Genomic DNA, 26,691 nt, shown 5'->3' on the forward strand with positions numbered 1-26,691 from the left:
ACCTCCTTATGCCGTGGCTTCGCACCAAGTGTCGCAGCCGTTTCTCGGTGCGACGACCATGATCACCTCGCGTGACGGAAAGGTCGCGATCAGGCGACGTCCGGGCACGAGGGAAGCTAGGTCCAGGTCTGCCCGTCGGGGGTGTCGGCCACCTTGACCCCGAGCTCGGCCAGCTCCTCCCGCAGCCGGTCGGCCGCGTCCCAGTCGCGCGCCTCGCGGGCCCGCGCCCGCTGGTCGAGCAGCTCGGCCGCCCCCGGCGGGAGCACCCGCACCTTGCCGATCTCCGTCGACAGGTCCAGCGCGAGCACCTGGTCCAGATGCAGGAACGACTCGAACTTCGCGCCGGGCGCCACCGACTCGTCCTTCTCCAGCTCCCGCAGCACCCGCAGCGCCGACGGGGTGTCGAGGTCGTCGTCGAGGGCGGCCTCGGCGCGCCGTACCCACGGCTCGGCCATCGGCGCGCTGGGCGACTCGGCCCACTCGGCGACCCTGGCCCGCCACCGGCGCAGCGTGCGGTCGGCCGCGCGCAGGGTGTCCCACGTCAGGTTCATCTGGTGGCGGTAGCGGTGCTCCAGGAACGCCAGTCGGACGGCCAGCGGGTCGAGCCCGGCGGCGGTCACGTCCCGCAGCAGCACCACGTTCTCGGTGGACTTGGCCATCTTGCGCCCGTCGAACAGCAGGTGCTCACCGTGCACCCACCGCCGCACCACCTCGTGGCCCGCGGCGGTGTCGGACTGGGCGCGCTCGTCCTCGTGGTGGGGGAAGCGCAGGTCGATCCCGCCGGTGTGGACGTCGATCCGGTCGCCCAGGTAGCGCAGCGACATGGCCGAGCACTCGACGTGCCAGCCCGGGAAGCCCCGACCGCCCCACGGGGTGTCCCACGCCAGCTCGCGGTGCGAGTGCTTCCACAGCGCCCAGTCGGCGTGGAACCGCTTGCGCTCGTCGACCCCCTCCACCCGGTGCCCCGGCCTGAGCGCGTCGAGCCGGTTGCCCGAGAGCTCGCCGTACGAGGGAAAGGTCTGCGCGGCGAAGAACACCGAGCCGTCCGGTACGGCGTAGGCGTGCCCCTTCTCCATGAGCTTGACGATCAGCTCGATCATGAGGTCGACGGACTCGGTGGCGCGCGGTGTGTACTCGGGCGGGCGCAGGTTGAGGGCGGCGGTGTCGCGGCGGAAGGCGTCCTCGTAGAAGCGGGCGATGTCGAGGGTGGAGCGGCCCTCCTCGCGGGCCTGTAGGACGATCTTGTCCTCGCCGACCTCGGCGTCGTCGACGAGATGCCCGACGTCGGTGATGTTCTGGCAGACGAGCACACGGACCCGGTTGCGCTCCAGGACCCTGCGGACGAGGTCGGACAGGAGGTAGGAGCGCAGGTTCCCGACGTGCGCGAACCGGTAGACGGTCGGGCCGCAGGTGTACATCCTCAGGGCCCTGGCTTGGGGAAGCTCCTCGACCTGCCGGGTGCGCGTGTCGTAGATCCGCAACATGGAACGAGCCTAATCCGGCGCGTCGCCGCCCCCAAGGCCCAGCCGTTCGCGGCCGGGCCCTGCTCCCGGCCGCGCCTCCAGGACGGGCTACCCGCCCAGAAAGCCTCCAGGACGGGCTACTCGCCCAGGAAGCCGAGGATGTCGCGGTCGCCGCGCTCGCGCAGCCGGGCGACGACCTCCTCGCGCGTGGCCGTCTCCGGCAGCCCCACCCTGGCCCCGATGAGCCGCAGCCCCTCGGCCTCCGAGTCGACCGGAGCGGTGTAGCCGATCAGGTGCAGCGCCCTGTTCAGCGGGCGCAGCGCCGGCTGGGCGGCGGGAAGGAAGCGCGTCAGCAGCTCCCCGCCGTCCGAGACCGTCAGGAACACGTGGTCGCCCTCGGAGGCGTTGAACTCCGCCAGCACGTTCCTGATCGACCCCATCGTCGGCTGGTTGTGCCAGGAGATCACCACGTCGCCCGACGGCGCGGAGGCGGTCAGCGACCCGCCGGGCGCCATCCCGAGGTGCGCGGCGAACCCGGTCGGCAGCGGGGAGCCCGACCCGCGCAGGTGCTCGGCATTGACGTCCACCCGGTGCCACCAGCGCCCGTCACGCGACCTGAAGCAGCGCCGCGTCTCGGAGACGTCCTTGCGCGGCTGGTAGCCCGGCTGGTCGGGCGCGGCCACCCTGATCCAGCCGCGCTGCGAGCGCTCGAACCCCGGCCCGCCCGAGTAGGCGCGCACCGAGCTCTCGCTCACGTCGTATCTCGACGTCAGGTTGGCCACGATGGTGTTGACCGAGGCCTCGCCGCCGGCCCGCTCGATCTCCCTGGCGATCATCTCCCTGATCCCCAGGTACTCCTCGCCGCCCCACCGCGCCAGGCCGTACTTGTTGCGGTCCACGCGGCGGAAGCGCGCGTCGGCGGTCAGCTGGTTGCGGATGCCGACCAGGCTGTAGTCCTCGCCGATCCGCTCCTGGATCTCCTCGGGCGTGAGCGCGTGCCCCGAGACCGCCAGCACGGCCTCGGCCTTCTCGTTCACGCTGCGCGGCCACAGCATGACGTGCCCCTCGTAGACCCGCAGCTGGGGCACCGTGGCCAGCCACCGCTCGGCCACGTCCTCGCGGACACCGAGCTGCGCGGTCATCGCCACGGCCTCCGCCATGACCTTCGGCCCCTCGGCGAACAGCTGCCTGGTCTTCTCCCGCAGCTCGTCGACACCGCCCGCGATCAGCCAGCCGTCGACCTGGTCGTAGCCGGTCAGCAGCGTCCTGACGAACCGCCACACCGGGATGCCGAGCGTCACCAGCTCGGTGCGGTGCCACGGCGCCGCGTCGGCCAGATGCTCAGCGGGTACGGCGGCGCCCAGCTGCCCACGCAGCCAGGTGACGTGCGCCAGCAGCGGCCCCGCGTCGGGCGAGGCCAGCCACGCCTCCACGTGGTCGCGCAGGTCGCGCTCGATCTGCCTGATCCGCTCGCGCGTCACGGAGAAACGCTGGGCGAGCTCGTCGAGCGTGGCCCGCTGCTCGGCGTAGACACGGTCGCGCGCGATCGTGCGCTGCCGCTCGTCGAGGGCGACGAACAGCTCGTCGACCAGCTGCGGCAGCGCGACCGTCCTGATCTCGGCGACCGGCTCCAGCAGCCGCTCGAACACGCCGACGAACAGCTTGTGAACCACGTCGCGGCCGAGCACGTCGGGCGTGCGCTCGCTCTCGCCCGGGTTGGAGAACCTCAGCAACGGCAGGATGTCGCCCACCTGCAGATGCCCCCAGAAGGCCACGGCCACGTCGGCGAGACGGCCGGCCACGGCCTGCGTGCCGATCACGGCACACGCCCGGTCCAGCGGGATCGACTGCCACCACGCGTCGGGCAGCTGAGGATCATCCGCGAGAGGTGCGATCTGGACGGGAGAGGTCCAGCGCAGGGGCGGCGCGAGGTCACTCAGGCTGAGATTCATTGGGGTCCAACCAGCAAAGGGAAAGGATATCCGCAGTTCAGAGACTATGTGATTAGGACGACAAAAATGGGCTCCCTCTTCCCGCATGGGAAACGTAGAGCACCGACCGCGCCCGCGTACAGGCCACGTAGAGCAGCCCCCGCTCGCGCTGGAGCACCCGCGCCCGGTCGGCGGGGTCGTCCGGCAGCGGCTCGGGCACCACGCCCTCGGCGATCCCGATCAGCGCGACCCGCTCGAACTCCAGGCCCTTCAACCCGTGCAGCGTCGTGACCCGCACGTCGTGACCCGCTCGGGCGAGCGCCTCCCTGGCGGACCTGACGAGGCGGGTGGTGCGCGCGGCCACGGCCATCTCCGCGGCGGGCACGCCGTCCTCCAGCCACGACCCGATCGTGGACACCAGCCCGGCCAGCTCGGCCTCCGGCGAGTCGTAGGCCCTGATCGTCGGCCGTTCGCCGTGATGAGTGCTGCGGAAGTCGCGCAGCTCCTGCACGTGCTTGACCAGCCCGAGCGCCGGGCCGCCGCCGCGCAGCCGTACCCCGAAGGACAGCATCTCGTGCGGCAGCCGGTAGGAGATCGCCAGCTCGTGCTGCACGGCGTGGATGCCGACCGCCTCCAGCGCGCTGCGATGGTCGGTGATGCGCTGGTGCGGGTCGCCGACCACGAACAGGTCGTCCGGAGCGCGCGGCACCGCCGCGCGCAGCAGCCGCCACTGGGCCGGGCTCACGTCCTGCGCCTCGTCCACCACGATGTGCCGGTACGGCTTGCGCCCCGGCTCGCCGAAGCTCAGCACGTCGTCGAGCAGGTCGCCGGCCGCCCTGGTGAGCAGCCGCAGCGCCTCCTCCGCCAACTCGGCCAGCGAGCGCGCCCCCGGCCCCACGAGCACGGGCTGCCGCCCCTCCACGTCGGCCACGATCCTGACCGCCAGCCGGTCGACGTTGTCGACGTCGACGCGCTTGCGGACCGCCTCGTCCTCGATCAGCGTGTCCAGGCGCGCCGACAGGTCGGCCGCGAGCCCCTGCGTCAACGTCACCAGCAGCACCGGACCGTTGCCGTGCTCGGCCAGGTGCGCGGCCCGGTGCAGGGCGGTGAGCGTCTTGCCCGTGCCGGCGCCGCCGGTGACGAGCACCGGGTGCTCGTAGTGGCCGGCGCGGGCCAGCCGGTGCTGGGGCGGGTGCAGGAAGACGCACCAGTCGGGCTTGCCGACGACCCTGTCGATCTCCTCGGGCCGCGCGGCGAACACCGCCAGGTCAGGGCTGCGCAGCAGCGCCCCGAGCAGGTCGGAGGTGTCGATCGGCTCGGGGGAGTCCCACGAGGTGCGGCGGGAGTCCAGCGCCTTCCACGCCTCGGGCAGCGAGCCGCCCCTGGCCATCACCGCCAGCGGCAGGTACTGCGTGGGCGGCAGCAGCGGCTCCAGCGCGTCCACGTCCGCCTCGTTGGTGACTAACCTGACCAGCGGCAGCAGCGCGAGGTCGACCCCCAGGCCCAGCAGGTCGGCGTCGTCCACCTCCGCGAACAGCCGCGTCGCCCCGGCCGAGCGGCGCAGGGCGTGCTCGACCCTGCCCAGCGCCTCGGCGTCCCACTGCTCGATCACCCCGATCAGCGGGTTGACGCTGAAGGCGTGCCGGCCCGCGTAGGTCTCGGCCTCGTCGTCGGGCAGCAGCGTGAGCAGCCACGACAGGTCGCCCTGCCGTACCACGACGCCCTTGAGCCCGTCGGCCATCCGCACCGTCCCCACCCCCTCGGGGGCGGGGACCTCGTCGAGGAACCCGTACAGCGCGGCCATGACCTGCCCGCGCTCTGGCGCAGCCAGAGCGCGGAGCTCCCTGGGGAAGCCGGGGGCGATCGCGAGCCGCGCCACGGGCTCAGTCCAACAGGTCGAGCAGGTCACGGTCCCCGCGTTCGCGGAGCCTGGTCTTGAGGTCGTCCAGACTGACGTTGCCCGACATGCCAATCCTTATGGCGATGATTCTCGCTGCGTGCTCGATCGCGCTGCTCAGGCCGGTGTAGTCGGCCAGGCGAAGCGCCTTGGAGATCTTACTGGCGCCCGGCGTGGCCACCGGCAGGTGCTTGGCCCGCAGCACGCCCTCCTTCGAGAGCGTGATGAACAGGTGCCCGCCCTCCCGCGCGCCGACGTCGGCCAGCAGTCTGCCCATCTGGCTGATGCACGGCCTGCCCAGCCAGCTGATCGACAGCTCGCCCGCCGCGCTCCTGACCGTCCAGCTCGCGCCCGCGGTCAGCCCCAGGTAGGCGGCGAACCCGCTCGGCAACGCGCACTCACCGGTGGCCAGTTGCTCGGCGGTCACGTCGATCCGCAGCCACCAGCGCCCGTCGGGCTGCCGGAAGCAGCGTTTGGTCAGCGAGACGTCCTTGAAGGCCTGGTGCGGCTTGCCGTTGCCGTTGCCGTCGGATGGCGCGGGCGCAGGGAACTCCTCGAACCGGGCCGCCGCCTCACCGGGCGCACCCTGCGGCTCCGGATGCGGCGGCGCCTGGACGGACCCGGCGTACGGCTCAGCCCCCGGCACGGACTGGAACCGCGGCTCCAGCACGGGCGCCGCTGCAGGCTCCTGCGGTCGTTGGAGGTGCGGTTCTCCCGCTCCAGGGCCGGGAAGATGTAGTTCTCCCACCCCGGGACCAGGAAGGTACGGTTCTCCGACCCCGGGACCTGGGAAGGGCGGCTCACTGGCCACCACCGGGCCGGAGAACGGCGGCTCTTCGGCCGCCGGGCCAGGGAACTGCGGCTCCGGAACGGCAGGCGAGCCGGGCACCTCGGCGATCCGCGCCGGTGCGGCCAGCGTCGCCTGCACGAACTGCCAGGCGGGCACGTCGAGCGCGCGCACCTCTCTGCCGTGCCAGTCGGCCGCCCCGATCAGCAGGTCCCGCGGCGGATCCACGCCCAGCCGGGCGCGCAGGTCGTCGAGGTGCGCCCGGTACGGCGCGGTTTCCTCGGCGGCCAGCCACCGCAGCAGGCGCTGGCGCAGCTCGGCCTCGACGGCGACGATCTCCGCCTTGGGAGCCGCGAACAGCTTGGCCAGCTGCTCCACGGCCGAAGGAGCATCGGTGAAGACGCGGTTCTGCGCGACGGCCCACGTCTTGTCGTCCAGACCCGCGAAGGACGCCTCGATCAGCGCGTGCAGGTCGACCGCCCCGGCGGGGGCACCCGCCGCCGACGGCTCGCCACCGGACACACCCGCCTCGGGCAGGCCACCACTCGCGAAACCCGCGTCGGCTGGTTCCGCACTCGCGTCGGCCGCGTCGGGCAGGTCACTACCCGGGACGCCCGCGTCGGGCAGCCGGTCGTGGGGGACGTGCGCGTCGGACAGGTCACCACGTGCGGCGCCCGCGTCGGCCGGCCGGTCGTGGGGGGCGTCCGCGTCGGACAGGTCACCACCAGGGACGTCCGCGTCGGGCAGTTCGCCGCCGGACGCGCCGGTGACAGGAAGGCCGTCGGGCGTGTCCGACCCGAACAGGTCGCCGTCCTGGACGCGCGCAGCGGACAGGTCGTCACCCGGGACACCCGCAGCGGAGAGGTCGTCACCCTTCGCAGCGGGCAGGTCGTCACCCTGGACGCGCGCAGCGGAGAGGTCGTCACCCGGAAACCGCGCAGCGGGCAGGTCGCCGTCCGGGACGCCCGCCGCCGGCTCGTCGTCCGGCACGGCGGCGAAGGACCACTCGCCCACCGGGTCGGCCACCGGGTCGGCCACCGGGTCGGCCACCGGGTGCGGCCGCTCGCCATCCGGAGCGGCCTCGTCGGCCCTGTCGCCCTCACGCTCGGCGCGTTCCACACCGGGGCTCGCGGCGCCCGTGCCATCGAGGACGTCGGCTGCGGGCTCCTGGACGCCGTCCGCCCACAGAGCACCGGCACCGGCCGCCTCCTGAAGCCGGGACGCCTCGGGCACCCCCGGGGCCGGCGGCTCCTCGGACACCGGCTTGAACGCGGAGTCCTGGCCGCTGTCGGCGGGACGCGGAGTGGACGCCTGGAAGGGGTCCCAGCGCTCGGCTCGCGCGGACGCGGCCTGCTCGGGCGCCGCATGCGGGGCGGCGTCCTGCCCGCCCGTCGTGGTGCCGGTCCCGAAGGCGTCGAACGGCGTGCCGTAGGACTGCTTGGTGGAGCGGGGCTTGCGCGACGGGAGCGGCGGCGCCTCGGCCCGCGACCCGGCGACCGGCCGGTCCGGCGTCACCGGGGCGCCCGCGCTCGGTGAGGCGGGTTCCGCCACGGCGCTCGGTGTGACGGGTTCCGCCGGGGACATGGCGCTCGGCGCGGGCATGCCGAACTCGACGGGGGAGCCGGCACCCGACGCCTGCAGACCGTGCCCCGAGGCGTCCGATGCCGAGGCGTCCGACCCCAAGGCGTCCGACCCCAAGGCGTCCGGTCCCAAGGCGTCCTGGCCCGAGGCGTCCGGTGCCGCAGCGTCCGCCCCCGGCTCCAGGGCGTCAGGCGCCGAGGTCTTGGGCCCCAGGTGGTCCGGCGCCGAGGTCTCCGGCTCCAGGGCGTCCGGCGGCTCCAGGGCGTCCGGCGCGAGAGCCTCCAGCCGTGCGACGCCCGCGGCGCCCCGTCCGGGCGCGGCGGACTCCAGGACGTCGGCTGCGTCCCACTCCGGGGTCTCCGGCCGCGCCAGGGCCGGCTGCGCGGGGGCCGGCTGGGAGAGTTCCGGCTGCGCGAGGTTCGGCTGTGCGAGGTTCGGCTGTGCGGTGTCCGACCGTGCGGTGTCCGGCTCCGCGAAGGGGTCCAGGATGTCCGGCTCCGCGAAGGTGTCCAGGACGTCCGGCTCCGGCGGGAGCGATGCCGTGGCCTCCGGGCGCGACACGGCCTCCTCGCCCGGCGTCAGCCGTACGAAGACCGCCGAGAACAGCGAGGTGAGCACCGGCCGCGCCTTCACGAACGGCTGGTCCACCAGCTCGCGGCTGCTCAGCGACAGCAGCCCCGGCCACGAGCCCACCCGGTCGAGGGCGATCGCGACGTGCGGCTCGTCGGCCTCGTCGGGGTCCAGGACGTGCAGCGCGGGCAGGACGTCGCCGATGGCCGCGGCGGGCCACTGCTCCAGCGCGATCTCCGTCAGCAGCTCGCCGAGGGGCTCGGGTCCGATGGCGGCCAGCACCCGCGGCATGGGCAGGCTCCGCCACCACGCGTCAGGCAGGTGCGGGTGCCCGTGGAGCAGTGTGATCGCGGCAGCGTCGCTCCACCGCAAGGGTGGTACGAGGTCGCTCAGGCAGAAGTTCATCCTGTTCCGTTCACCAGTCCCTCGCGCCGCGGTCGCGGCGCAGCCATACTTGTGCCGCCACGGAACAGACCATAGCCGCGCAAAACAGCCCTGTGCATCATGGAGTACGTATCAGCGCCTGACGGCGGCGAAGCGTAGGCGCACGTAGTCGGCCATCCAGCCGCTCTCCCTGCGGAGCGCCGGGGCGGCCAGCTCGTTGACCCGCCTGAGCAGCGGTTCGATCAGGTCGGCGGGCAGCCCGTCGAGGAGCGTTCCGGCGTACACGCGGACCCAGTCGGCGGCCCCGCGGGGGCACTCGTCGAGCGGGGTGGGCCGGTCGAAGTACTCGAGCAGCCTGACGACGAAGCCCTCCTTCTCCAGCAGCCTGGAGTGCTCGGCGGGCGTGGGGAAGTACCAGGGCAGCTCGGGCTCGCGCAGGCCGTACTCGCGCCATGCGGTGGAGACGGCGGCGGTCAGCTCCGCGCAGTTGCCGGCGCCGCCCATCTCGGCCACGAAGCGGCCGCCGGGCCGCAGCGCCTCGCGCACGTTGGCGACGACGGTGCGGGGGTCGCGGCTCATCCAGTGGAGGGCGGCGTTGGAGAAGACGGCGTCGTAGGCCTGCGCCACGGTGAAGTCGTGGCCGTCGCCCATGATGAAGTCGATGCCCGGGTACTGGGCCAGGGCCTTCTCGATCATCGCGAGCGAGCCGTCGATGCCGAGCACGCTCGCCCCCCTGGCGGCGATCTCGGCGGTCAGCACGCCGGTGCCGCAGCCGAGGTCGAGCACGCGCTCACCCGGCTGCGGATCGAGCAGGTCGACCAGTGGCGCTCCCTGCGGCGAGACATAGCCGAAGCCGCTGTCGTAGGCGCGAGCGGTCAACCGCGTCATGCTCGGTGTGTCGTATCGCAAGACCGATCAGCTCCCCCGTAGTGGGACAACAACTCTAGGGGCTGAAGGTCTCTACGACATATCAGTCACACCGGGCACACTTGTCTCACCGGGCCCAGTTCTTCTTCAGGTAGGCCTTCGCGGCGTCGGTCTGCGGGATCGTGAGCAGCACCGGCGGCCCGGGAGGGGCGGGCAGCTGCGCGGCGACCTGGGTGTCGAGGGTGCCCTTCATGACCATCGCCTCACCCCGCGCGGGACGGGCGTAGCCCTTGAGGAACAGGTTCTGGCCCTCGTCGGAGAACAGGAACTCCTGCCACAGCCTGGCCGCGGCGGGGTGCGGGGCGTCCTTGTTGATCGCCTGCACGTAGTACGCGCCGAGGGGCGCGTCCTTCGGGATCGTGACCTTCCAGCTCTCGCCGGGCTTGGCGGTGCGGGTCGCGTTGAGGTAGTCCCAGTCGACGACGACGTTGGCGGAGCTCTGCTGGGTCAGCTGGCCCGCCTTCCGCAGCTTGTCGAACAGCTCGACGCCGCGCTGCACCTGGGGCACGCCGTCCACCAGCGAGGCGGCCATGACGCCGTTGAAGGCGGCGGCGGTCTGCCGGGGGTCGCCGGGGAGCGCCACCTTGTAGCCGGGCCTGAGCAGGTCGGCGAAGGAGGTGGGCGGCCTGACGTGGCGGGAGTCGTACCCGAGCGACATGTAGCCGCCGTAGCCGGCGTACCAGGCCCCGTTCCGGTCCTTCACGTGGTCGGGCACGTCCTGCCAGCCCGCCACCTTGTACGGCGCGAAGCGCGCGGCGTTGGCGACCGCGGCCTCCAGGCTGAGGTCGAAGACGTCCGGCTTGAGCTGCGCGGCGGACTCGATCGCGCGCTGGCTGCTGGCGGTGGGCTCGAACTGGTTGACCTTGATGCCGTACTTGTCGGCGAAGGTGTCGATGATCTCGCCGTAGTTGGCCCAGTCGCGCGGCAGGGCGATGACGTTGAGCTCGCCCTCCTTCTTGGCGGCCTCCGCCAGCCGCTCGACGGTGGTGAACCCGGCCTTCATCGAGGCGGCCTTCACGTCGACCGGAGGCAGCGGCTTCTCTTCCGTCTTCGCGGCGCCGCATCCGGCGCTGAGGAGAACGGCGGCTACGGCGGCACAGGTACGCACAGTCACATGAAAGATACTCGCCGCTACACTCGCTCAGGTCGAGGAGGCACGACCTTCGCGGCCACCAAATGCTCCTCCTGGATCTCCACGAGCGTGCCGTCGCGCTTGCGGACGCGCAGCACGCCGCCGTCCCACGATTCGAGAATGCCCACGGCGTCGCGGAAACCACCGGGCACCCTTCTCCGTGTGGTAACCCTGACCCCAATATCCGCACTTGTCAGGGCGATGACGAGGCGAGCGGCCATGAGTTTGCCACCCTCCGTTCCCGACACTTGGCTGACCCGGCAATACTAGGGCGTAGAAACCGCGGTCTAAGAAGGAGCTCGACGTGACGTACGTCATCGCGCAGCCTTGCGTGGACGTTCTGGACAAGGCGTGCATCGAGGAGTGCCCCGTCGATTGCATCTACGAGGGCGAGCGCATGCTTTACATCCACCCCGACGAGTGCGTGGACTGCGGCGCTTGCGAGCCTGTCTGCCCCGTAGAGGCGATCTTCTACGAAGACGACCTTCCCGAGCAGTGGAAGGACTTCTACAAGGCCAACGTGGACTTCTTCGAGGACCTGGGCTCGCCGGGCGGCGCCTCGAAGGTCGGCAAGATCGACAAGGACCACCCCGTCGTCGCCGCACTGCCGCCGCAGGCCGAGGAGCACTGACAGGTGCACAATCTGCCGGACTTCCCGTGGGACCGGCTGGCGCCCTACAAGGAGCGCGCGCAGGCGCACCCCGACGGCATCGTCGACCTGTCGGTCGGCACTCCGGTCGATCCCGTGCCGCAGATCGTGCAGGACGCGCTGGCCGGGGCCGCCGACAGCCCCGGCTACCCGCTGACGTACGGCACGCGCGAGGTGCGCGCCGCGGCGGCGGGCTGGTTGCGCCGCAGGCACGGCGTCACGCTCGACGAGCGTGCCGTGCTGCCGCTCATCGGCTCGAAGGAGTTCGTGGCCTGGCTGCCGACGCTGCTCGGCGCCCGGCGGGTCGTCATCCCCGAGCTGGCCTATCCCACCTACGACGTGGGCGCCCGCATCGCGGGGGCCACGCCGATCGCCGCCGACGGGCTGCTGGCCCTCGGTCCCGCCGACGTCGACCTGATCTGGGTCAACTCGCCCTCCAACCCCACGGGCAAGGTGCTGCCCGCCGAACACCTGCGCAAGGTGGTCTCCTGGGCGCGTGAGCGGGGCGCGATCGTCGCCTCCGACGAGTGCTACATCGAGCTCGGCTGGGAAGAGGAGCCGATCTCCATCCTCCACCCGGACGTGTGCGGCGGCTCCCACGAGGGGTTGCTGGCCGTCCACTCGCTGTCCAAGCGCTCCAACCTGGCCGGATACCGTGCCGGGTTCGTCGCGGGCGATCCCGCGCTGGTCGCCAGGCTGCTGGAGATCCGCAAGCACGCGGGCATGATCATGCCGGAGCCGGTCCAGGCCGCGATGACGGTCGCGCTCGGCGACGACGCCCATGCCGACAAGCAGCGCGAGCGCTACTCCGCCAGGCGGCGGCTGCTCCGCCCGGTGCTGGAGAAGGCCGGCTGGCGCGTCGACCACTCCACGGCTGGGCTCTACCTGTGGGCCTCCGACGGCACCGACTGCTGGGATCAGGTGCGCCGCCTCTCCGAAACCGGCATTTTGGTCGCACCCGGGGATTTCTACGGAACCGCTGGTGGCAGCCACATCCGGATCGCCGTGACGGCCACCGACGAACGCATCAGTGCGGCGGTGCGTCGCCTCCAGTAGGATCCCGCGGCATGACCTCCATGGTCGTCATCGGGCTGAGCGTCGTCACCATCGTCCTCCTGCTGGGCGCCTTGCTCACCACCATGCGCAAGGGCCGCCCAGCCGCGGGCGCGGCGTCCCCCCTTCCTTCCTCCGGGCAGGGCACGGTCGGCTCCGACTACGACGACCCGCGCACGATCAGGGTCGGCGACAAGATCGAGACCCACGGCAAGCCCGCCCAGGTGCGTGGCGCCGTCCACGTGTCGTGCCAGGGCCAGCAGTGGACCGAGTATCTGCTCGACGACGGCTCCCGGCGGCCGGTGTGGCTGTCGGTCCAGGTACGGCACGGCCTCGTCTCCACCGATCCGCCGCACCTGGAGGTCCTGCTCTGGACGGACGTGCCCACGCAGGGCATGATCCCGGCCAAGACCATGCTGATCATGGAAGGGGTGGAGTTCCACCCCGTCGACAGGGGCACCGCGGCCTTCCGGTCGGAGGGCGAGACCGGGCGGCCCGAGCGCGGCCTGCTCGACTTCGCCGACTACCGGGCCGCCGACGGGCGGTTGCTGTCGTTCGAGCGGGTGCAGGGCCAGGGCTGGACCGCCAGCTACGCGCAGCCGCTGCCGCCGGGCTCGATCACCATCGTCAGCCGCGCCGCCTGACCCAGCCCAGCTCGACGTCGCGCCTTCCGCCGTGCCGCCGGGCGCGGTCTGCGTCGTCGGCCGTCTGGCTCAGGTCAGTTCGACGTCGCGCCTTCCCGCCGTGCCGCCGGCCTTCCAGCCCTCCGACGACCAGACGATCCCGTCGAAGCCGACGCTGCGCAGGCCGTACTCCTGGGCGTGGGCGACCGACCACGCGGCGATCAGCCACCCGCGCCTCGACGTCGGCACGCTCACGGCGCCGAGCGCCCTGGTCAGCTCCCGCCTCGCCTCTCCCGGCCGCGAAGGCGCGGGCGTCGCCGTCTTCGGATAGGTGCAGTGGACGGCCCGCGGCACCCTGCCGGTGAACGCCGCCGCCAGGATGCGCGCGCTCGTCTCGTGCGGCCCGTAGGCGTACCCGGCGGCGGAGCGCTGGACGGCCTGCGCGGCCTCCGCGACGGGCAGCTTCCGGTAGTCCTTCACCTTCACCAGCGCGGCGAAGAAGCGGTTGGTCGCGTAGACCGGGTCCATGATCTGTTTCTTCCTGCCCCAGCCCTGCGAGGGCCGCTGCTGGAAGACACCCACCGAGTCGCGGTCGCCGTACGAGAGGTTGTAGAGCTTCGACTCCTGGATCGCCGTGGCGTACGCGATGACGACGGCCTGCTCCGGCAGGCGCCTGCGCTCGGCCACCGCCGCGATCGTGGCGGCGATGCGCGCCTGCTCGATGTCGAGCTCCAGCTCGCCCTTCGGGGTGCGCACCACGCAGCTCTCGATGTCCTCGGCCAGCGGATCGGCCTTCCTGAGCAGCACGAAGACGCCCACGGCGATGGCGACCGCGAGCGCGACGACGATGATCGCGATGGTCAGGACGGCTCGGGAGAAGCTATGCCGCACGCTGAGAAACCTACCCGGACGGATAAGCTCCGTGGCCATGAGCAAGAGCCATGCGAGTCCGCTGCCGGCGGCCATCGACGAGCTGTGGGCCCACCGGGAGGCGCTCTCTCCTTCCGACGCGGCCGCCAGAGGCGTCGTCGTCGGCGCGATCGACCAGCTCGACACCGGCAAGGCGCGGGTGGCCACGATCTCCGCCGACGGTGAGGTGGTGGTCGACGAACGGGCCAAGCGGGCCATCCTGCTCAGCTTCAAGGTGCTCGGCATGGCCAGGTCACAGGTGGGCGACTTCCAGCACCACGACAGGCTGCCGTTGAAGACCACGTTCGACGGGGTCAGGGTGGTGCCGGGCGCGATCGCCAGATGGGGTTCCTACCTCGCGCCCGGCGTGGTGCTCATGCCGTCGTTCACCAACATCGGGGCGTACGTCGGCGGCGGCACCATGGTCGACACCTGGGCCACCGTGGGCTCCTGCGCGCAGATCGGGGAGAACGTCCACCTGTCCGGCGGGGTGGGCATCGGCGGCGTCCTCGAACCGCCCAACGCGGTGCCCGTCGTCGTGGAGGACGACGCGCTGATCGGCAGCAGGGCGATGCTGGTCGAAGGAGCGCGCGTGGGACGCGGGGCGGTCGTCGGGGCTGGAACGATCCTGTCCGCCTCGATGCCGGTCATCGACGTGGAGACGGGGGAAGAGCTCGGGCGCGGGCGGATCCCCGACTGGTGCGTGGCGGTGGGCGGCACGCGGCCGAAGGAGTTCGCCGGGGGGACGTTCGGATTGCCGTGCGTGCTGGTGCTCAAGCGGCTCGAGCCCGGCCAGCGGCACGACAAGGCGGCGCTGAACGACGTGCTGAGGGAGCACGGCGTCAACGCCTGACCCCGGCGGCCCCCGTGCCTGCCGGTCCGGCCTGTGGCCGGCCGTACGCCCGAGGTTAGGGTTGGGTGCCATGCTGGACTTGACGCAGGACGTAGGCGCGCTGACCGCCACCATCGTGGACATCGAATCGGTCAGCGGCAACGAGAAGGTGCTCGCCGACGCGGTCGAGGAGGCGCTCAGACGGCTCCCGCACCTCACCGTCGACAGGTCCGGCGAGACCGTCGTCGCCCGCACCAACCTCGGCCGCCCCGAGCGGGTGCTCATCGCCGGACACCTCGACACCGTCCCCACGGCGGGCAACCTGCCCAGCAGGATCGAGGGCGACCTCCTCTACGGGTGCGGCACCTCCGACATGAAGGCGGGCGTCGCCGTCGCGCTCAAGCTCGCCGCCCTCCTTCCCGCCCCCAACCGCGACGTCACCTACGTCTTCTACGACTGCGAGGAGGTCGAGGCCGAGCGCAACGGCCTGACCAGGGTCAGCCGCGACCACGCCGACTGGCTGGCCGCCGACTTCGCCGTCCTCATGGAGCCGACCGACGGCGTGATCGAGGGCGGCTGCCAGGGCACGCTCCGCGCGGACATCACCACGCGAGGCAGGCGCGCCCACAGCGCCAGGTCATGGCTCGGCGTCAACGCCATCCACGCCCTCGAGCCGATCCTGGCCAGGCTCACCACCTACGAGGCCAGGCAGCCCGTGGTCGACGGCCTGCAGTACCACGAAGGGCTCAATGCGGTGTCGGTGCGCGGCGGCGTGGCCGGCAACGTCATCCCCGACCAGGCCGTGGTCACCGTCAACTTCCGCTTCGCGCCCGACCTGTCGCTGGCGCAGGCCGAGGAGCACGTGCGGGAGGTGTTCGACCGGTTCGAGGTGGCCATCACCGACGGCGCCCCCGCCGCCCGCCCCGGGCTCACCCACCCCGTGGCCGCCGCGTTCGTCTCCGCCGTCGGCGGCACACCCCGCGCCAAGCTGGGCTGGACCGACGTCGCCCGCTTCTCCGCCCTCGGCGTCCCCGCCGTCAACTACGGACCCGGCGACCCCAACCTCGCCCACCAGCAGGGTGAATACGCCTCGCTCAGCCAGATCAGGGCCAGCGAGACCGCGATGCTGAACTGGCTCTCCCCGGGCGCGTAACCCCCTACAACGTGAAAGTGGCTTTCCTCGCCGGCCATTTGGCGGGGAAAGCCACTTTCAGTCCCGAGCAGCACCCTCGGCAGTTAGACGCAGCGGCTTCGAAATCCGGTTCCCTCCTTTTTTCAAGATTTTTTAACCGGGCGCGCTAGCGTGCTCCGTATGAAACGGACACGTCCCGAACGTCGTCAGGGTCTTGCGGTCGTCCGCGGCCAGCTCGTTCCTGAATCCACCTATGACCAGCGCCTTCTCGATCGCCAAGGGCCCACCGACTGGGTTCACATGGATCCGTGGCGGGTGCTGCGCATCCAGGCCGAGTTCGTCGAGGGCTTCGGCCAGCTGGCCGAACTCCCCACCGCGGTCACCGTGTTCGGCTCGGCGCGCACCACCGTCGACTCCCCCGAGTACCAGCTGGGCGTCGAACTGGGGAGCAAGCTGGCCAAGGCTGGATACGCCGTCATCACCGGCGGCGGGCCCGGCGCCATGGAGGCGGCCAACAAGGGCGCGTCCGAGGCGGGCGGCATCTCCGTCGGCCTCGGCATCGAGCTCCCCTTCGAGCAGCGCATGAACGACTACGTCGACCTCGGCATCGAATTCCGCTACTTCTTCGTGCGCAAGACGATGTTCGTGAAGTACTCGTGCGGGTTCATCACGCTGCCCGGCGGGTTCGGCACGCTCGACGAACTCTTCGAGGCGCTCACCCTGGTGCAGACGCACAAGGTCACCTCGTTCCCCGTGGTGCTCGTGGGCACCGAGTACTGGAGCGGCCTCCTCGACTGGATCAAGGGAACGCTGCTGTCGACCGGCAAGATCTCCGCTCCCGACCTCGACCTGATCCACCTCACCGACGACGTCGACGAGGCGGTGAACATCATCGTCGAGTCCGAGCACAACCGCAGCCGCCTCAGCACCGAGGAGTTGGAGGCCGTCGCGAGCCACCGGACAGAGCCTCAATAGACTCCGTTTCCGTGAACATCTGCGTTTTCTGTGCATCCAGTCAGAAGATCGACCCCAAGTACGTGGACCTCGCCACCGAGGTCGGCACCGAAATCGCCCTCAGGGGTCACACCCTGGTGAGCGGCGGGGCCACGGTCTCCTGCATGGGCGCGGTGACCAGCGCAGCCAGAGCCGCCGGTGGCCGCACCATCGGCGTGATCCCCCAGGTGCTGGTCGACATCGAAGTCGCCGACACCGAGTCGGACGAACTGGTCATCACCGCCGACATGCGCGAACGCAAGGGCGTCATGGACGCCCGCTCCGACGCGTTCCTGGTGCTCCCCGGGGGCATCGGGACGCTGGAGGAGCTGTTCGAGATCTGGACGGCGCGCGTGCTCGGCGTCCACACCAAGCCGCTGGTGATCCTCGACCCGTGGGGGCTGTACGAGCCGCTGCGGGCGCTGGTGAAGCACATGTACGACGAAGGGTTCACGCGCGCGAACGTCTTCGACGCGATCACGTGGACCACGTCGGTGGAGGAGGCGTTGAACCTCCTGGAGTCGCCGGGACAGCCGATGGAACCCAGCGTGGAGGAACTGGGCGAGTCGACCGGCGGGTAGCGGCTTCCCGCGCGTGGGCGCGGGGTCCCGATGATGGGCGCGGGCTTCCCACGGCACGCCGCCACGCTCGGTGCGGCCTGCGGGCTCCCGCCCAACGGCAGGCCGCCGCGCGCTCGGTGCCTATGGCAGGCGGCCGCGCTGAATGCGGTCTGCGGGCGTCCCTACGGCACGACGCCGCGCTCGGCGCCTCCTACAGCACGCTGCCCCGTGCTGGGGGCGGTCTGCGGGTTTCCTAGCAACGGCACGCCGCCGCGCTCGGTGCCCACGGCACGCTGCCCCGCGCTGGGCGGTCTGCGGGTTTCCGACCCATGGCACGCCGCCGCGCTCGGTACCTCCTACGGCACGCCGCCATGTTCGGTACGGCCTGCGGGCGTCCACGGGACCCGCGGGCCGGCCCATCCCAAGGGGCTCGGCGTTGGCCGTGGGGTGGGTGGCGCCTGCGCTTCCTGCCCCTCGGATCGCTCACGACACGTCAGATCCCTTGAGTCGGTCACGACGCGCGTGGCCCCCTGGGGTCGGTCATGACGCGCATGGCCCCCTGGGGTCGCTCACGACACGCGTGGCCCCGGGGGTCCCTCATGACGCGCGTGGCCCCTTGGGGTCGGTCATGACGCGCGTGGCCCCCTGGGGTCGGTCATGACGCGCGTGGCCCCCTGGGGTCGGTCATGACGCGCATGGTCCCCTGGGCCGCTCAATCACGACACGCCCGGCGGGAAACCCTTCTCACACCGATTCCCGGGCCTCAACGCACGCCTTCCCCTGGGACTGGGATCGCACCGTTCCCTGGGGATGAACCCACACGTGTCCCAGGCTGCCTCCCCCTGGGGTGAAGCACACCGCTCGGGCTTCCGGCAAACCCTCGGAAGAGTGCCCGCGCCCACGGGGTTCCACGTGCCAAGCGCCTCCCGCACGCCTTCGCGTACCGGCGACAGCACACCTCGTCGAGGCGCGGCGGGCGATCAGGCCAGGCCGCGGCGGGTCACTGCGGGGGCGCGGGTGCCTGCGAGGGAGTCGGTCATGTCCAGCGCGAGCCGTACCTGGTCGGCGTGCTCCGTCACGAACACGCCCGCGCCGGCCCATCGGAAGACGGCCGCGGCGGCGAGGGCGGCGTCGAGCTGCCGCGGCAGCCTGACCAGCGCCGTGCCCCCGTTCCGCACGAGCTGCCGCACCTCGTCGGGGGTGTCGGCGGGCGTCCACCCGGACTCTTCGGGCGCGCCTGGCGTCAGCACTACAGGCCTCATGTCTCGATCGTACGAGTACGATTCCAATGTGCTGGTCGTACTCGCCATCGCCGCGCTGGCGATCCTCGCCTGCGTCGTCGTGGTCTCCCTTGGCAAGGGCGGTGAGCTGGGAGAGTTCCCGCCGGATGTCCCGCCGCTCGGCCTTCCCGAGGCTGGGCAGCTCACGGCCGTCGATTTCATGGCGTTGCAGCTTCCGGTGAACCTGGTCGGCTACCACACGCAAAGCGTCGACGAGAGCCTGCGCAGAGCCGCCAACGCGATCAGGGCCCGCGACACCCGCATCGCCGTGCTGGAGCAGCGCGTGTCGGAGCTGCTGGCCAGCCGGCTGCAGGCGCGCCAGGAGGCTTACGCGAGCCCCGGTGCCGCGCCACGCACCGACCACCGCCCCACCGCGCCCTCCGTCGCGCTGCCTGACGACGACGAGGCCAGGCCCGGCGGCCGTACCGACGAAGACGACGCATCCCTCGCGACCGCACATCAGGATGACAAGGGCGATGCGGCCCTCGCCAACACCTTCGCGCACGGGGATGACGAGGACGCCCCGGCAGCTGGCGATCGTGACCTCGCGCCCGGCACTGCGGTGCCCAACGCGGCCAGCGACCTCGGGGTCGGCGCTGCCGGCGACTCTGGTGTGGCGTCCTCCTCCGCCGCGCACAGCGATGACGCGGGCTTCTCTTCGCCCGGCGATGGCGACCACGTCTCTCGCTTGGGGGAGCCCGCGTCTTCTCTCGGGGAGTATGAGCGCGACGCAGGCATGGCTTCCACCGGCGTGTGGCGGGACAGCGAAGCGGTCTCTTCCCCTGAAGAGCACGAGGGCGACAACGGCGCGTCGCCGGTCGTCGGATCGGATGGGGACGCCGGCTCGCCTGCCCGTCCCGCCGCGCACCAGGATTCTCTGCCCAGCCGCCGCAGCGGGGCGGGTGCCGATGCCCTGGCCGGTGAGCACGACTCCGGTGACGACGGTGACGCGGCTCCGGACGCCGAACGCGAGGACGGCGATGCGGCGAGCGCCGAGAAGGTCAGCCGCTCGTGGGGCGACATCGGTTCGCCTGTGGTGGGTTCCTCCCATGCCGGGCCGGAGCGCGCGTCCGGGAGCCGCGACGGCCGCAGCGGGCAGCGTGCCTCGATCGGCCGCGAGAAGAAGGGCCGTTCGTGAGCGAGGTCATTCGGTGCGAGTGGACCGGCATGACGACCCCGCTCTACATCGCCTACCACGACGACGAGTGGGGTCGCCCTGTTCACGGCGATGACCGGGTGTTCGAGCGGGTGAGCCTGGAGGCGTTCCAGTCGGGCTTGTCGTGGCTGACGATTCTGCGCAAGCGGGAGAACTTCCGAAAGGCGTTCGACGACTTCTCCATCGAGAAGGTCGCGACCTACACCGAGGCGGACGTCGACCGGCTGCTCGCCGACGAGGGCATCATCCGCAACCGGGCGAAGATCCAGGCCACCATCGCCAACGCCCGGGCCGCGCTCGAGGTGCCCGGAGGGTTGTCCGAGCTGGTCTGGCGGCATGCTGATCCTGATTCTCCTGTTCCCAGCTCGATGGCTGACGTTCCTGCGATCACGCCCGGGTCGAAGGCGCTCGCCAAGGAGCTGAAGGGGTACGGTTTCCGGTTCGTGGGGCCGACCACCGCGTACGCGCTCATGCAGGCCATCGGCCTGGTGAACGACCACATCGCGGACTGCATCGTGCGCCTTCGCGCTGGCTGATCGACTCGCGCTTTGGTCGCGAAGGATGTTTCTCTCCTCCTACTCGGCCGCCCGCATCGTGCGTCATTCGCTGACTATCAACTCGACATGGCCGTCTGGCTTCCTTGACGCTGCCAAGGTGCTTGGCCGTCCACAGCGGCCGAACGGCTACGACAAGTGAGCGGCTCGGCCCCTGCGTCTGGAGAGGTCGTGTGAATCCCCTCTCATGTGACCGACCCGGTTCCGTGCGCCGCGATATTGGCGTGCGGCGATGGGCCACCATGGGACATCCTGCGGCAATATGGCGATCTTCTACGTGGTTCAGCATGGCGAGAAGGAGCAACGCGCCGGTGACCCGGGTCTGACCGGGATCGGGCGCAGCCAAGCGCATCGAGCCGCTCGTTGGTTGCAGACCGTTGATCCGAGCGCCGTGTTCAGCAGCCCGATGCGGCGGGCCCGCGAGACCGCCGACATCATCGCGTCGGCGGTCGGTGTCCCCGTGCGAGAGGATGCCCGACTGCGCGAACGGATGAACTGGGACGGTACGCAATCTCTCGAGGACTTCCTGGCCGATTGGGCGACAGCAGTACGACATCGCGACTTCGTTCCTCTCAGCGGCGACTCGTCGTACCGGGCTGCCGAGCGCTTTCAAGCCTTCCTCGCTGATCACGCACACGAGTCGTCCGCGATCGTCGTCTGCACTCATGGCGGCATCACCGTCGATCTCCTGCGCACGCTGGTGGGCGACGCATCAGTCCCCGCCCGCATGCTGGTGGACGGAGTGCCGCCGTGCGCGATCACCACGCTGGATGGGCACGTGGTGGACATCGCCTCGGTCGGACATCTCCAGGACTGACAACAGTCGGTCGTGCCGGAGGTTTGTGGTTGTGCCGGAGGTTCGGTGGTCGTGCTGGGCGTTCGGCGGTTGTGCTGGACGTTCGCTGGTTGTCCCGGAGGTTCGGCGGTCGTGCTGGACGGTTCGTTGGCTGTGCCGGGCGTTCGGCGGTTGTGCCGGACGTTCGGTGGTAGTACCGGGGGTCGAGCATGGCGTTCGGGCGGGTCGGGTTTTCGTTGGTGCCCGTGTGGGTGGCGTGCATGGTGTCGCGCGGTCGAGGACATCGATCTTCTGGGGACGTGGTGTGCGGGTGGGTGGGCACGGGAGTCGGGGGCGGGCTTCCGGGTTCATGAGGGCATGGCTGGTAGTTCGGCGTGTGGGGAGTGGGCCAGGTGCGTCGGTGGGGTGGTCAGGGGGTGCGTCTGGCGGTCGCCGTCGGGGAAGGCGACGGTGACCGCGTGGGGTGACACGTCGACCGTGATCGCCTCGCGGAGCGCGGACGGGTGGACGGTGTCGCCTGACAACACGACGAGCGAGACGTGCAGGCCCGGCGTGTCGGCGTGCAGGCAGGGGACAGCCGAGTGGGGGCCGAAGGCGTTCGACTCCACGTCACGGGACACGTCGGCTTGTTGCCAGCCGTACAGGCCGATGATCGCGGAGGTGAGCCCGTCCGTACGGCGGGCCAGCGCCCACCCTGGACCGGTGGCGATGTCGGGGGGTGAGGTGTCGGACACGGCGTAGCCGCCTTCTCGTACCGCCGGTCCGGCAGGCCTGTCACTGGTCTGGGTGGCGATGGGGGAGCGCTCGTCGGTGTGGGGAGATCGGGCGAGGGGCGGCGGGGATTCCGCGTCACCGGGGCCAGGGGTGTGCGCTGCCGTGGAGGGTCCTTCTCTGGATGAGGTCGGGGTGGCGGCATGCCGGGTGGTTTGGGCTGAACCCGGCTCGGTGGTCTCGGCGGGTTGGGGTGCACTCGGCTCAGTGGTGGAGCCGGCGGTCGAGCCTGTTCGGGGTGTGGCCGGCTCCTTGGTGGGGCATGTCGGGCAGGTCGGGGGGTCGGTTCGGGGTGTGGCTGGCTCGGTGTCGAGGCGGGTCGTCGAGTCCAACTGGGGCGTGGCTGAGTGTGTGGCTGGCTCGGTGGCAGGGCGTGGGGTTGCGTGGGGTTGGGATGGTGCTCCGGCTTGGGGCGGCGAGGGGGTGGTGAGGTGGAGGGTGCCTGTGGGCGGTTGTGTCAGCGTGGTTGTGGTTGTGGTTGTGGCTCTGGTTCTGGTTGTTGGCTGGAGCAGGGGGCGGGGGGTTAGGTCCGCTGGGTCAGGTGTGGGGGTGAGTGGCTGGGGGGTGGCGATCTCGTGGATGCGGACTTCCCAGGGGCCGCGGACGACGGAGGTCGTGGTGATGCGGGTGCCGTCCGGGGTTGCCGTGTAGGAGGAAGCGGTGCGTCCCTCGCAGGTCAGCGGATGGATCGCGCCGCGCGCGGAGGGCAGGCCGTCAGGGGAGACGAGGGCGAGGTGGTTGTCGACGTTCCGGGTCCAGGCGTGTTCGGCGGCTTCGGGGGCGGTGCGGGTGGAGTAGGCGAGCTTGGCGTAGTGGGGGTCGTCGGGTGGCGCGCCGTGGTCGCTGCCATGGTTGACCAGACGGACGATGCCGTCGTGGCGGGTGCCGTGGAGGAGCAGGCCGGTGGCGGGGATGGCCACGGTGACATCGTGCTCGTCGATGGGGAGCATCTGTTCGCGGGCGGTCCACACCGGATGCTCGGGCGGGAGCAGCAGGCCGAGCAGGCCCTTGGACGCCCAGTACGGCGAAGCCGGCCCCGAGTACGCCTGCGTGGTGGGCAGGAAGGTGTCGTACCAGCCCAGGGAAAGCAGGCCCCGGCGGTCGGGGACACCGCGTTCGGCGAAGTGGCGGGCGACGGACGAGGCCAGCTTCCTCGTCTGGCCGGGAGCGAGAGGTGTCGCCTCGACGAGGGCGCCGAGCCAGACCGGGGCGAGTGAGGCGAATCGGTAGCAGAGCGAGCGGCCCTGGTGGATCGGCGCGCCGTCCGCGCCGAAGAAGTGCTGGTAGGTCGTGAGGAACTCCGTCAGGCGGGCACCGTAGAGCTTGGCGCGGTCGGCGTCACCGGACATGCGCGTCCACAGCAGCGGGTAGAGGTGGAGCGCCCAGCCTCCGTAGTAGTCGAAGTTGCGGGTGCCGCCGTCGGTGTACCAGCCGTCGCCGACGTACCACTCCTCGATCCGGTCGAGGCCTCTGTCGATCTCGTCCTGCGCGTAAGGCCCGCCGACCGACTTCACGAACTCCTCGCTCACGGTCTGGAACAGCATCCAGTTGTTGTCCCAGGTCCGCTTGCCGAGGAAGCCGCTCAGCCAGGCGACGACCCGTTCCCGCACCTCGGAAGGGAGCCGGTCCCACAGCCATGGCCTCGACTCGTGCAGCCCGACGGCGATGGAGGCCGCCTCGACCATCTGCTGGGAGCAGTCGGTCAGCTCGGGCCACGCCTCGCCGCTGGCGGGGTCGGTGCCGTTGGCGAGGCCGGTCGCGTAGCGCTCGATCAGCGCGGGATGTACCTGGCCGCGCGCGCCCGCGATGCGGAACGCGGCGGCGAGGAACGTGCGGGCGAATCCCTCCAGACCGTCGAGTGCCCGGCCCGACCAGCTGGCGCGTCCCGGGAGCCGGTACTGGGCGAACCCAGGAGACGCGTACGGCACGACCGAGTCGAGCAGGTGGTCGGTCAGCGCCTCCCAATGGGCGCGCGTCCAGCCGGTACGCGGCGAGAGCAGCCGGTCGGTGGGCGGCAGGGACAGGTAGGGAGGGATCATGCCCAGCCTTCTCGATGGCGGCCGACGGTGAGCTCGGCCGTGTGGATGTGACCGCGCGATCCGGCCAGGTTGACGGTGATCGTGGGGTTCTTACCCGGTCGCACGGTCACGGTGTCGTCGCTGCCGACCACGCCGTGGGCGGGGTGGTCGAGGGTGAGCGTGACGGTGCCGACCGTGCGGCCGGGGTCGGAGACCGCCAGGGACACCCGGTCGCCCGCGCGCCGTACGAGGACGGCGCAGGGCGCCGAGGCGGTGACTCCGCTCGCTTCGCCCGCCGACCAGAAGGTGGCGGCGAACAGCCGGGCGTCGCCCTGCTTGGCGGCGATCGCCTGGACCTGCGCGGTGTTGGCGAGGATCTCGACGCCGGAGTGGGCGGCGGTCTGCGCGGCGGTCGCGTTGGGGAGCAGCAGGTAGGCGTAGCCCGCGCCCGACGGGTTGGCGCCGTGGTCGAACCAGAGCGTGACGTACTCCCTGGACACCGGCCCTGGCGTGCCACCCGTGTCGGCGCCGTCGTTGATCGCCCGCCAGGTGTCGGTACGCACCTCGCGGTGCGTGCGCAGCCGTGCGCCACCAGGGAAGACGTAACCGCCCACGCCCTCGAGGTGTGCCCACGAGGCGGTGGACGAGCTTTCGCCATCCTTCCGGGGCATGCCGTCGACGATCAGCGGCCCGGAGGTGCCGCGGTTGTCGACGACGGTCTCGATCGTCCTGCCGTCGGTGCTGGTGATGCCCGCTCCCAGGCAGACGACCGCGTCGTCGAGGCAGACCCAGGTCTTCCTGGCCGTGAGCGTGGTGCCCATGGCCATGAGTTCGAGGCTCGCCACGCCGTACCCGCCGAGGACGGCGCCGCCCGCCCACGCGTTCGCCGGGCGGAAGGTGCCGGTGCCGCTGACGGAGACGGCCGGGTCGCGGGGCCGCGTGTCGACCGTGGTGCCCGGCAGCCGGTAGGAGTCGACGGTCGGCCAGTAGTCGGCGCTGTAGTGGTCGAGGTCGGTGTAAAGGTAGGTGACGCCGTCGCCCTGGTACCAGGCGCGGTAGTTCTCCCCGTTGCCGCACTCGTAGCCGGCGATCCGCCTGGAGTCGAGGCTGAGGGCGAACGACCAGGAGGGACGGCGGTGCACGACCCGATCCATGTCGGCGAAGACGTGATGTCCGACCGGTCTGGGCGCGGCGGTGACAGCGGCGTCGGCGAGTACGGCACGCGCCCTGGCCGTCGCCGCGATGCCCGCGCGCTCCATGAACCTGCCCCTGCTCGCCCAGCCCTTGGCCAGCGCCCGGAACCTGCTCGCGTAGGGCTCGGGCGCGCCGGTCGCGAGCTGGAGCACGGCGTCGACCGTGTCACGCCCGGCGTCGTGGTCGCGGTAGGCGCCGCGTGACACCGCGCGACCTCTGACGCTGTCCATCATCAGGCCGTCGTGGATCCACGGCGCGAACGTCCGCTCCACGGCGTCGAGGATCACCGCCCGTTTGGGGTCGGTGACCTCCCAGCTCGAACCGCCCAGCAGACCGAGCACCGCGCTCACCGACTGGAGCAGCACGACGCCGTAGGAGCCGGTGTAGGCGACGGTGTCGTGCTGGATGAACGAGCCGTCGGCGTAGAAGCCGTCGCGTGCGGTGACGTAGCCGAACAGGGTGTTGCGCCCGGCGTCGCGCACGTCGGACAGCCCGTCGCGGGCCAGGGCGATCTTGGCGGCGTCGTCGCCGACGATTCCGCGCAGGGCGACGATCAGTGCCTTGTCGGCCCGGTTGGCGCCGGTCTCGGAGAAGTTGGTGAGGTTGGTTCGGCGGTCCGGGTTGGGACAGAAGCGGTCCACCGCCCGGATCCAGGCGGCGCGCTGGTCGGGGCTGATGACGTCGTACATCAGCAGGCAGGTGTCGATCAGGGATCGGGCGGCGCCGATCTCCCAGTGCCACCAGTTGCCGACTTCCTTCTTGGTCTCGTTGTAGGCGCGGGCGTAGAGGAAGTCGAGGGCGCTGAGGAGCTCCGTCGCGAGCGTGGTGTCGCCGTGGAGCTTCGAGCCGGGGGTGGCCCAGGCGGTGGCCAGCGTGCGCAGGCGCTGGTGACTGCTGGAGATGTCGCCGGAGGCGCCTCTGAGGGGGAGATCGGGCCAGAGGGAGGTGCGCTCGGGTGAGCGGTCGAGGGTGTCGCGCAGGGTCGTGGCCGAGGCGTCGAGCCGTGCGAGAGGGGCCGCGAAGGCCGGGTCGGCGGGGTCGAAGGGGGCGCCGGTGAGCATCGCGGTGGCCTTGGCGCGGAGGGTGGCGAACTCGGTCACGCCGGAAGTCTGGCTGGTCGGGGTGGTGGGGGTGGGGGCCGAGCGGGGTTCTGTGGAAAAGGTGGGGCCGGCCGGGGTGGCTGTGGACAACGGACCGTCGGGGAGGAGGAACGCGGCCAGGCCACCGGCGAGCCCGAGGAACCCGCGCCGGTGAAGGGCCTGCACCGGATCCGGCGGTGCGGCCCGAAGGAGCGCGTCGCGGGCGTCGGTCGACGTGGGGGAGGAGAAGTCGGGCGCGGCGTTCGGGGAGGGTGCCGGGTGGGGCTCGGGGGCGGGGGAGGGGGTGTCGGGCGCGGCGTTCAAGGAGGGGGTCTGGTGGGGCTCGGAGGGTGAGTCGGGTGCGGCGTTCGGAGAGGTCTGGTGGGGTTCGGGGTTCGGGGTGGAGGGAGAGGGGCGCAT

Annotated in this window: 21 protein-coding genes; 10 read left to right on the forward strand and 11 right to left on the reverse strand. The window is 71.4% G+C overall.

What is annotated here, in order from left to right; genetic code table 11:
* Positions 1-116: 116 nt before the first annotated feature.
* The 7 genes from cysS to ABZX22_RS03735 form a co-directional block, all read right to left on the reverse strand.
* Positions 117-1,484, reverse strand: a complete 1,368-nt coding sequence (cysS, locus tag ABZX22_RS03705) for a cysteine--tRNA ligase (protein ID WP_354905809.1) — start codon at positions 1,482-1,484, stop codon at positions 117-119.
* A 116-nt stretch (positions 1,485-1,600) separates the two neighbouring features.
* Positions 1,601-3,415 (reverse strand): sigma factor-like helix-turn-helix DNA-binding protein, encoded by a 1,815-nt coding sequence (locus tag ABZX22_RS03710; protein ID WP_354905810.1) that lies wholly within the window; start codon positions 3,413-3,415, stop codon positions 1,601-1,603.
* Positions 3,416-3,467: 52 nt separating this feature from the next.
* A complete protein-coding gene (locus tag ABZX22_RS03715; RefSeq protein WP_354905812.1) occupies positions 3,468-5,273 on the reverse strand; it encodes a UvrD-helicase domain-containing protein in 1,806 nt (601 codons plus the stop codon).
* 4 nt (positions 5,274-5,277) lie between these two features.
* The gene (locus tag ABZX22_RS03720) at positions 5,278-8,634 is read right to left on the reverse strand and encodes a hypothetical protein (protein ID WP_354905813.1); all 3,357 of its coding nucleotides are present in this window, start codon (positions 8,632-8,634) and stop codon (positions 5,278-5,280) included.
* A 111-nt stretch (positions 8,635-8,745) separates the two neighbouring features.
* A complete protein-coding gene (locus ABZX22_RS03725) occupies positions 8,746-9,501 on the reverse strand; it encodes a class I SAM-dependent methyltransferase (RefSeq protein WP_354905814.1) in 756 nt (251 codons plus the stop codon).
* A gap of 106 nt (positions 9,502-9,607) precedes the next feature.
* Complete coding sequence (locus ABZX22_RS03730) at positions 9,608-10,654, reverse strand: ABC transporter substrate-binding protein (protein WP_354905815.1); 1,047 nt, start codon at positions 10,652-10,654, stop codon at positions 9,608-9,610.
* Between the two features lie 17 nt (positions 10,655-10,671).
* Positions 10,672-10,800, reverse strand: a complete 129-nt coding sequence (locus ABZX22_RS03735; RefSeq protein ID WP_354905817.1) for a hypothetical protein — start codon at positions 10,798-10,800, stop codon at positions 10,672-10,674.
* 176 nt (positions 10,801-10,976) lie between these two features.
* Here ABZX22_RS03735 and fdxA point away from each other — a divergent pair, with 176 nt between their 5' ends.
* From fdxA to ABZX22_RS03750, 3 genes are read left to right on the forward strand one after another with little or no spacing between them, the layout of a single operon-like run.
* Positions 10,977-11,303 (forward strand): ferredoxin, encoded by a 327-nt coding sequence (fdxA, locus tag ABZX22_RS03740; protein WP_354905819.1) that lies wholly within the window; start codon positions 10,977-10,979, stop codon positions 11,301-11,303.
* Positions 11,304-11,306: 3 nt separating this feature from the next.
* Positions 11,307-12,377 carry a succinyldiaminopimelate transaminase gene (gene dapC, locus ABZX22_RS03745; protein ID WP_354905820.1) on the forward strand — a complete coding sequence of 357 codons (1,071 nt, stop codon included), beginning with the start codon at positions 11,307-11,309 and terminating at the stop codon, positions 12,375-12,377.
* Positions 12,378-12,388: 11 nt separating this feature from the next.
* Positions 12,389-13,018, forward strand: a complete 630-nt coding sequence (locus ABZX22_RS03750; RefSeq protein WP_354905821.1) for a DUF4178 domain-containing protein — start codon at positions 12,389-12,391, stop codon at positions 13,016-13,018.
* Positions 13,019-13,087: 69 nt separating this feature from the next.
* Here ABZX22_RS03750 and ABZX22_RS03755 read toward each other — a convergent pair whose 3' ends face one another.
* On the reverse strand, positions 13,088-13,888 hold the full coding sequence (locus ABZX22_RS03755) for a hypothetical protein (RefSeq protein ID WP_354905822.1): 801 nt from the start codon (positions 13,886-13,888) through the stop codon (positions 13,088-13,090).
* 37 nt (positions 13,889-13,925) lie between these two features.
* Between ABZX22_RS03755 and ABZX22_RS03760 the strand changes: the two genes are divergently transcribed.
* The 4 genes from ABZX22_RS03760 to ABZX22_RS03775 all read left to right on the forward strand — a co-directional run bounded on the left by ABZX22_RS03760 (position 13,926) and on the right by ABZX22_RS03775 (position 17,444).
* Positions 13,926-14,759: a 2,3,4,5-tetrahydropyridine-2,6-dicarboxylate N-succinyltransferase gene (locus tag ABZX22_RS03760; protein ID WP_354905824.1), complete on the forward strand. Its 834-nt coding sequence runs from the start codon at positions 13,926-13,928 to the stop codon at positions 14,757-14,759.
* A 70-nt stretch (positions 14,760-14,829) separates the two neighbouring features.
* Positions 14,830-15,891, forward strand: a complete 1,062-nt coding sequence (gene dapE, locus ABZX22_RS03765; RefSeq protein WP_354905825.1) for a succinyl-diaminopimelate desuccinylase — start codon at positions 14,830-14,832, stop codon at positions 15,889-15,891.
* A 159-nt stretch (positions 15,892-16,050) separates the two neighbouring features.
* A complete protein-coding gene (locus tag ABZX22_RS03770; protein ID WP_354905826.1) occupies positions 16,051-16,845 on the forward strand; it encodes a TIGR00730 family Rossman fold protein in 795 nt (264 codons plus the stop codon).
* A gap of 11 nt (positions 16,846-16,856) precedes the next feature.
* Complete coding sequence (locus ABZX22_RS03775; RefSeq protein WP_354905827.1) at positions 16,857-17,444, forward strand: TIGR00730 family Rossman fold protein; 588 nt, start codon at positions 16,857-16,859, stop codon at positions 17,442-17,444.
* Between the two features lie 959 nt (positions 17,445-18,403).
* Here the strand turns inward: ABZX22_RS03775 and ABZX22_RS03780 are convergent.
* Positions 18,404-18,685 (reverse strand): hypothetical protein, encoded by a 282-nt coding sequence (locus ABZX22_RS03780; RefSeq protein WP_354905829.1) that lies wholly within the window; start codon positions 18,683-18,685, stop codon positions 18,404-18,406.
* A 28-nt stretch (positions 18,686-18,713) separates the two neighbouring features.
* On the opposite strand from ABZX22_RS03780, the gene ABZX22_RS03785 reads away from it, so the two are divergent.
* The 3 genes from ABZX22_RS03785 (at position 18,714) to ABZX22_RS03795 (ending at position 21,230) form a co-directional block, all read left to right on the forward strand.
* Positions 18,714-19,841, forward strand: a complete 1,128-nt coding sequence (locus ABZX22_RS03785; RefSeq protein WP_354905830.1) for a hypothetical protein — start codon at positions 18,714-18,716, stop codon at positions 19,839-19,841.
* Entirely contained in the window at positions 19,838-20,395 is a 558-nt protein-coding gene (locus tag ABZX22_RS03790) for a DNA-3-methyladenine glycosylase I (RefSeq protein ID WP_354905832.1), read from the forward strand. Before ABZX22_RS03785 ends, ABZX22_RS03790 begins: the two co-directional genes overlap by 4 nt.
* 280 nt (positions 20,396-20,675) lie before the next feature.
* Positions 20,676-21,230 (forward strand): histidine phosphatase family protein, encoded by a 555-nt coding sequence (locus ABZX22_RS03795; protein WP_354905834.1) that lies wholly within the window; start codon positions 20,676-20,678, stop codon positions 21,228-21,230.
* A gap of 326 nt (positions 21,231-21,556) precedes the next feature.
* Here ABZX22_RS03795 and ABZX22_RS03800 read toward each other — a convergent pair whose 3' ends face one another.
* Entirely contained in the window at positions 21,557-24,019 is a 2,463-nt protein-coding gene (locus ABZX22_RS03800) for a DUF2264 domain-containing protein (protein ID WP_354905835.1), read from the reverse strand.
* The gene (locus tag ABZX22_RS03805; RefSeq protein ID WP_354905837.1) at positions 24,016-26,691 is read right to left on the reverse strand and encodes a polysaccharide lyase family 8 super-sandwich domain-containing protein; all 2,676 of its coding nucleotides are present in this window, start codon (positions 26,689-26,691) and stop codon (positions 24,016-24,018) included. The genes ABZX22_RS03800 and ABZX22_RS03805 overlap by 4 nt, the downstream gene beginning before the upstream one ends.

Origin of the sequence: Nonomuraea sp. NPDC003804 (assembly GCF_040610675.1) — a bacterium.
Classification (GTDB): domain Bacteria; phylum Actinomycetota; class Actinomycetes; order Streptosporangiales; family Streptosporangiaceae; genus Nonomuraea.

Excerpts from the sequence above, each read along its gene's own strand:
- cysS (WP_354905809.1), bottom strand. The coding sequence starts at position 1,484 with ATGTTGCGGATCTACGACACGCGCACCCGGCAGGTCGAGGAGCTTCCC.
- ABZX22_RS03720 (WP_354905813.1), bottom strand. The coding sequence starts at position 8,634 with ATGAACTTCTGCCTGAGCGACCTCGTACCACCCTTGCGGTGGAGCGAC.
- ABZX22_RS03795 (WP_354905834.1), top strand. The coding sequence starts at position 20,676 with ATGGCGATCTTCTACGTGGTTCAGCATGGCGAGAAGGAGCAACGCGCC.
- ABZX22_RS03770 (WP_354905826.1), top strand. The coding sequence starts at position 16,051 with ATGAAACGGACACGTCCCGAACGTCGTCAGGGTCTTGCGGTCGTCCGC.
- ABZX22_RS03760 (WP_354905824.1), top strand. The coding sequence starts at position 13,926 with ATGAGCAAGAGCCATGCGAGTCCGCTGCCGGCGGCCATCGACGAGCTG.
- ABZX22_RS03800 (WP_354905835.1), bottom strand. The coding sequence starts at position 24,019 with ATGATCCCTCCCTACCTGTCCCTGCCGCCCACCGACCGGCTGCTCTCG.
- ABZX22_RS03750 (WP_354905821.1), top strand. The coding sequence starts at position 12,389 with ATGACCTCCATGGTCGTCATCGGGCTGAGCGTCGTCACCATCGTCCTC.
- ABZX22_RS03780 (WP_354905829.1), bottom strand. The coding sequence starts at position 18,685 with ATGAGGCCTGTAGTGCTGACGCCAGGCGCGCCCGAAGAGTCCGGGTGG.
- ABZX22_RS03725 (WP_354905814.1), bottom strand. The coding sequence starts at position 9,501 with ATGACGCGGTTGACCGCTCGCGCCTACGACAGCGGCTTCGGCTATGTC.
- dapE (WP_354905825.1), top strand. The coding sequence starts at position 14,830 with ATGCTGGACTTGACGCAGGACGTAGGCGCGCTGACCGCCACCATCGTG.
- ABZX22_RS03805 (WP_354905837.1), bottom strand. The coding sequence starts at position 26,691 with ATGCGCCCCTCTCCCTCCACCCCGAACCCCGAACCCCACCAGACCTCT.
- ABZX22_RS03710 (WP_354905810.1), bottom strand. The coding sequence starts at position 3,415 with ATGAATCTCAGCCTGAGTGACCTCGCGCCGCCCCTGCGCTGGACCTCT.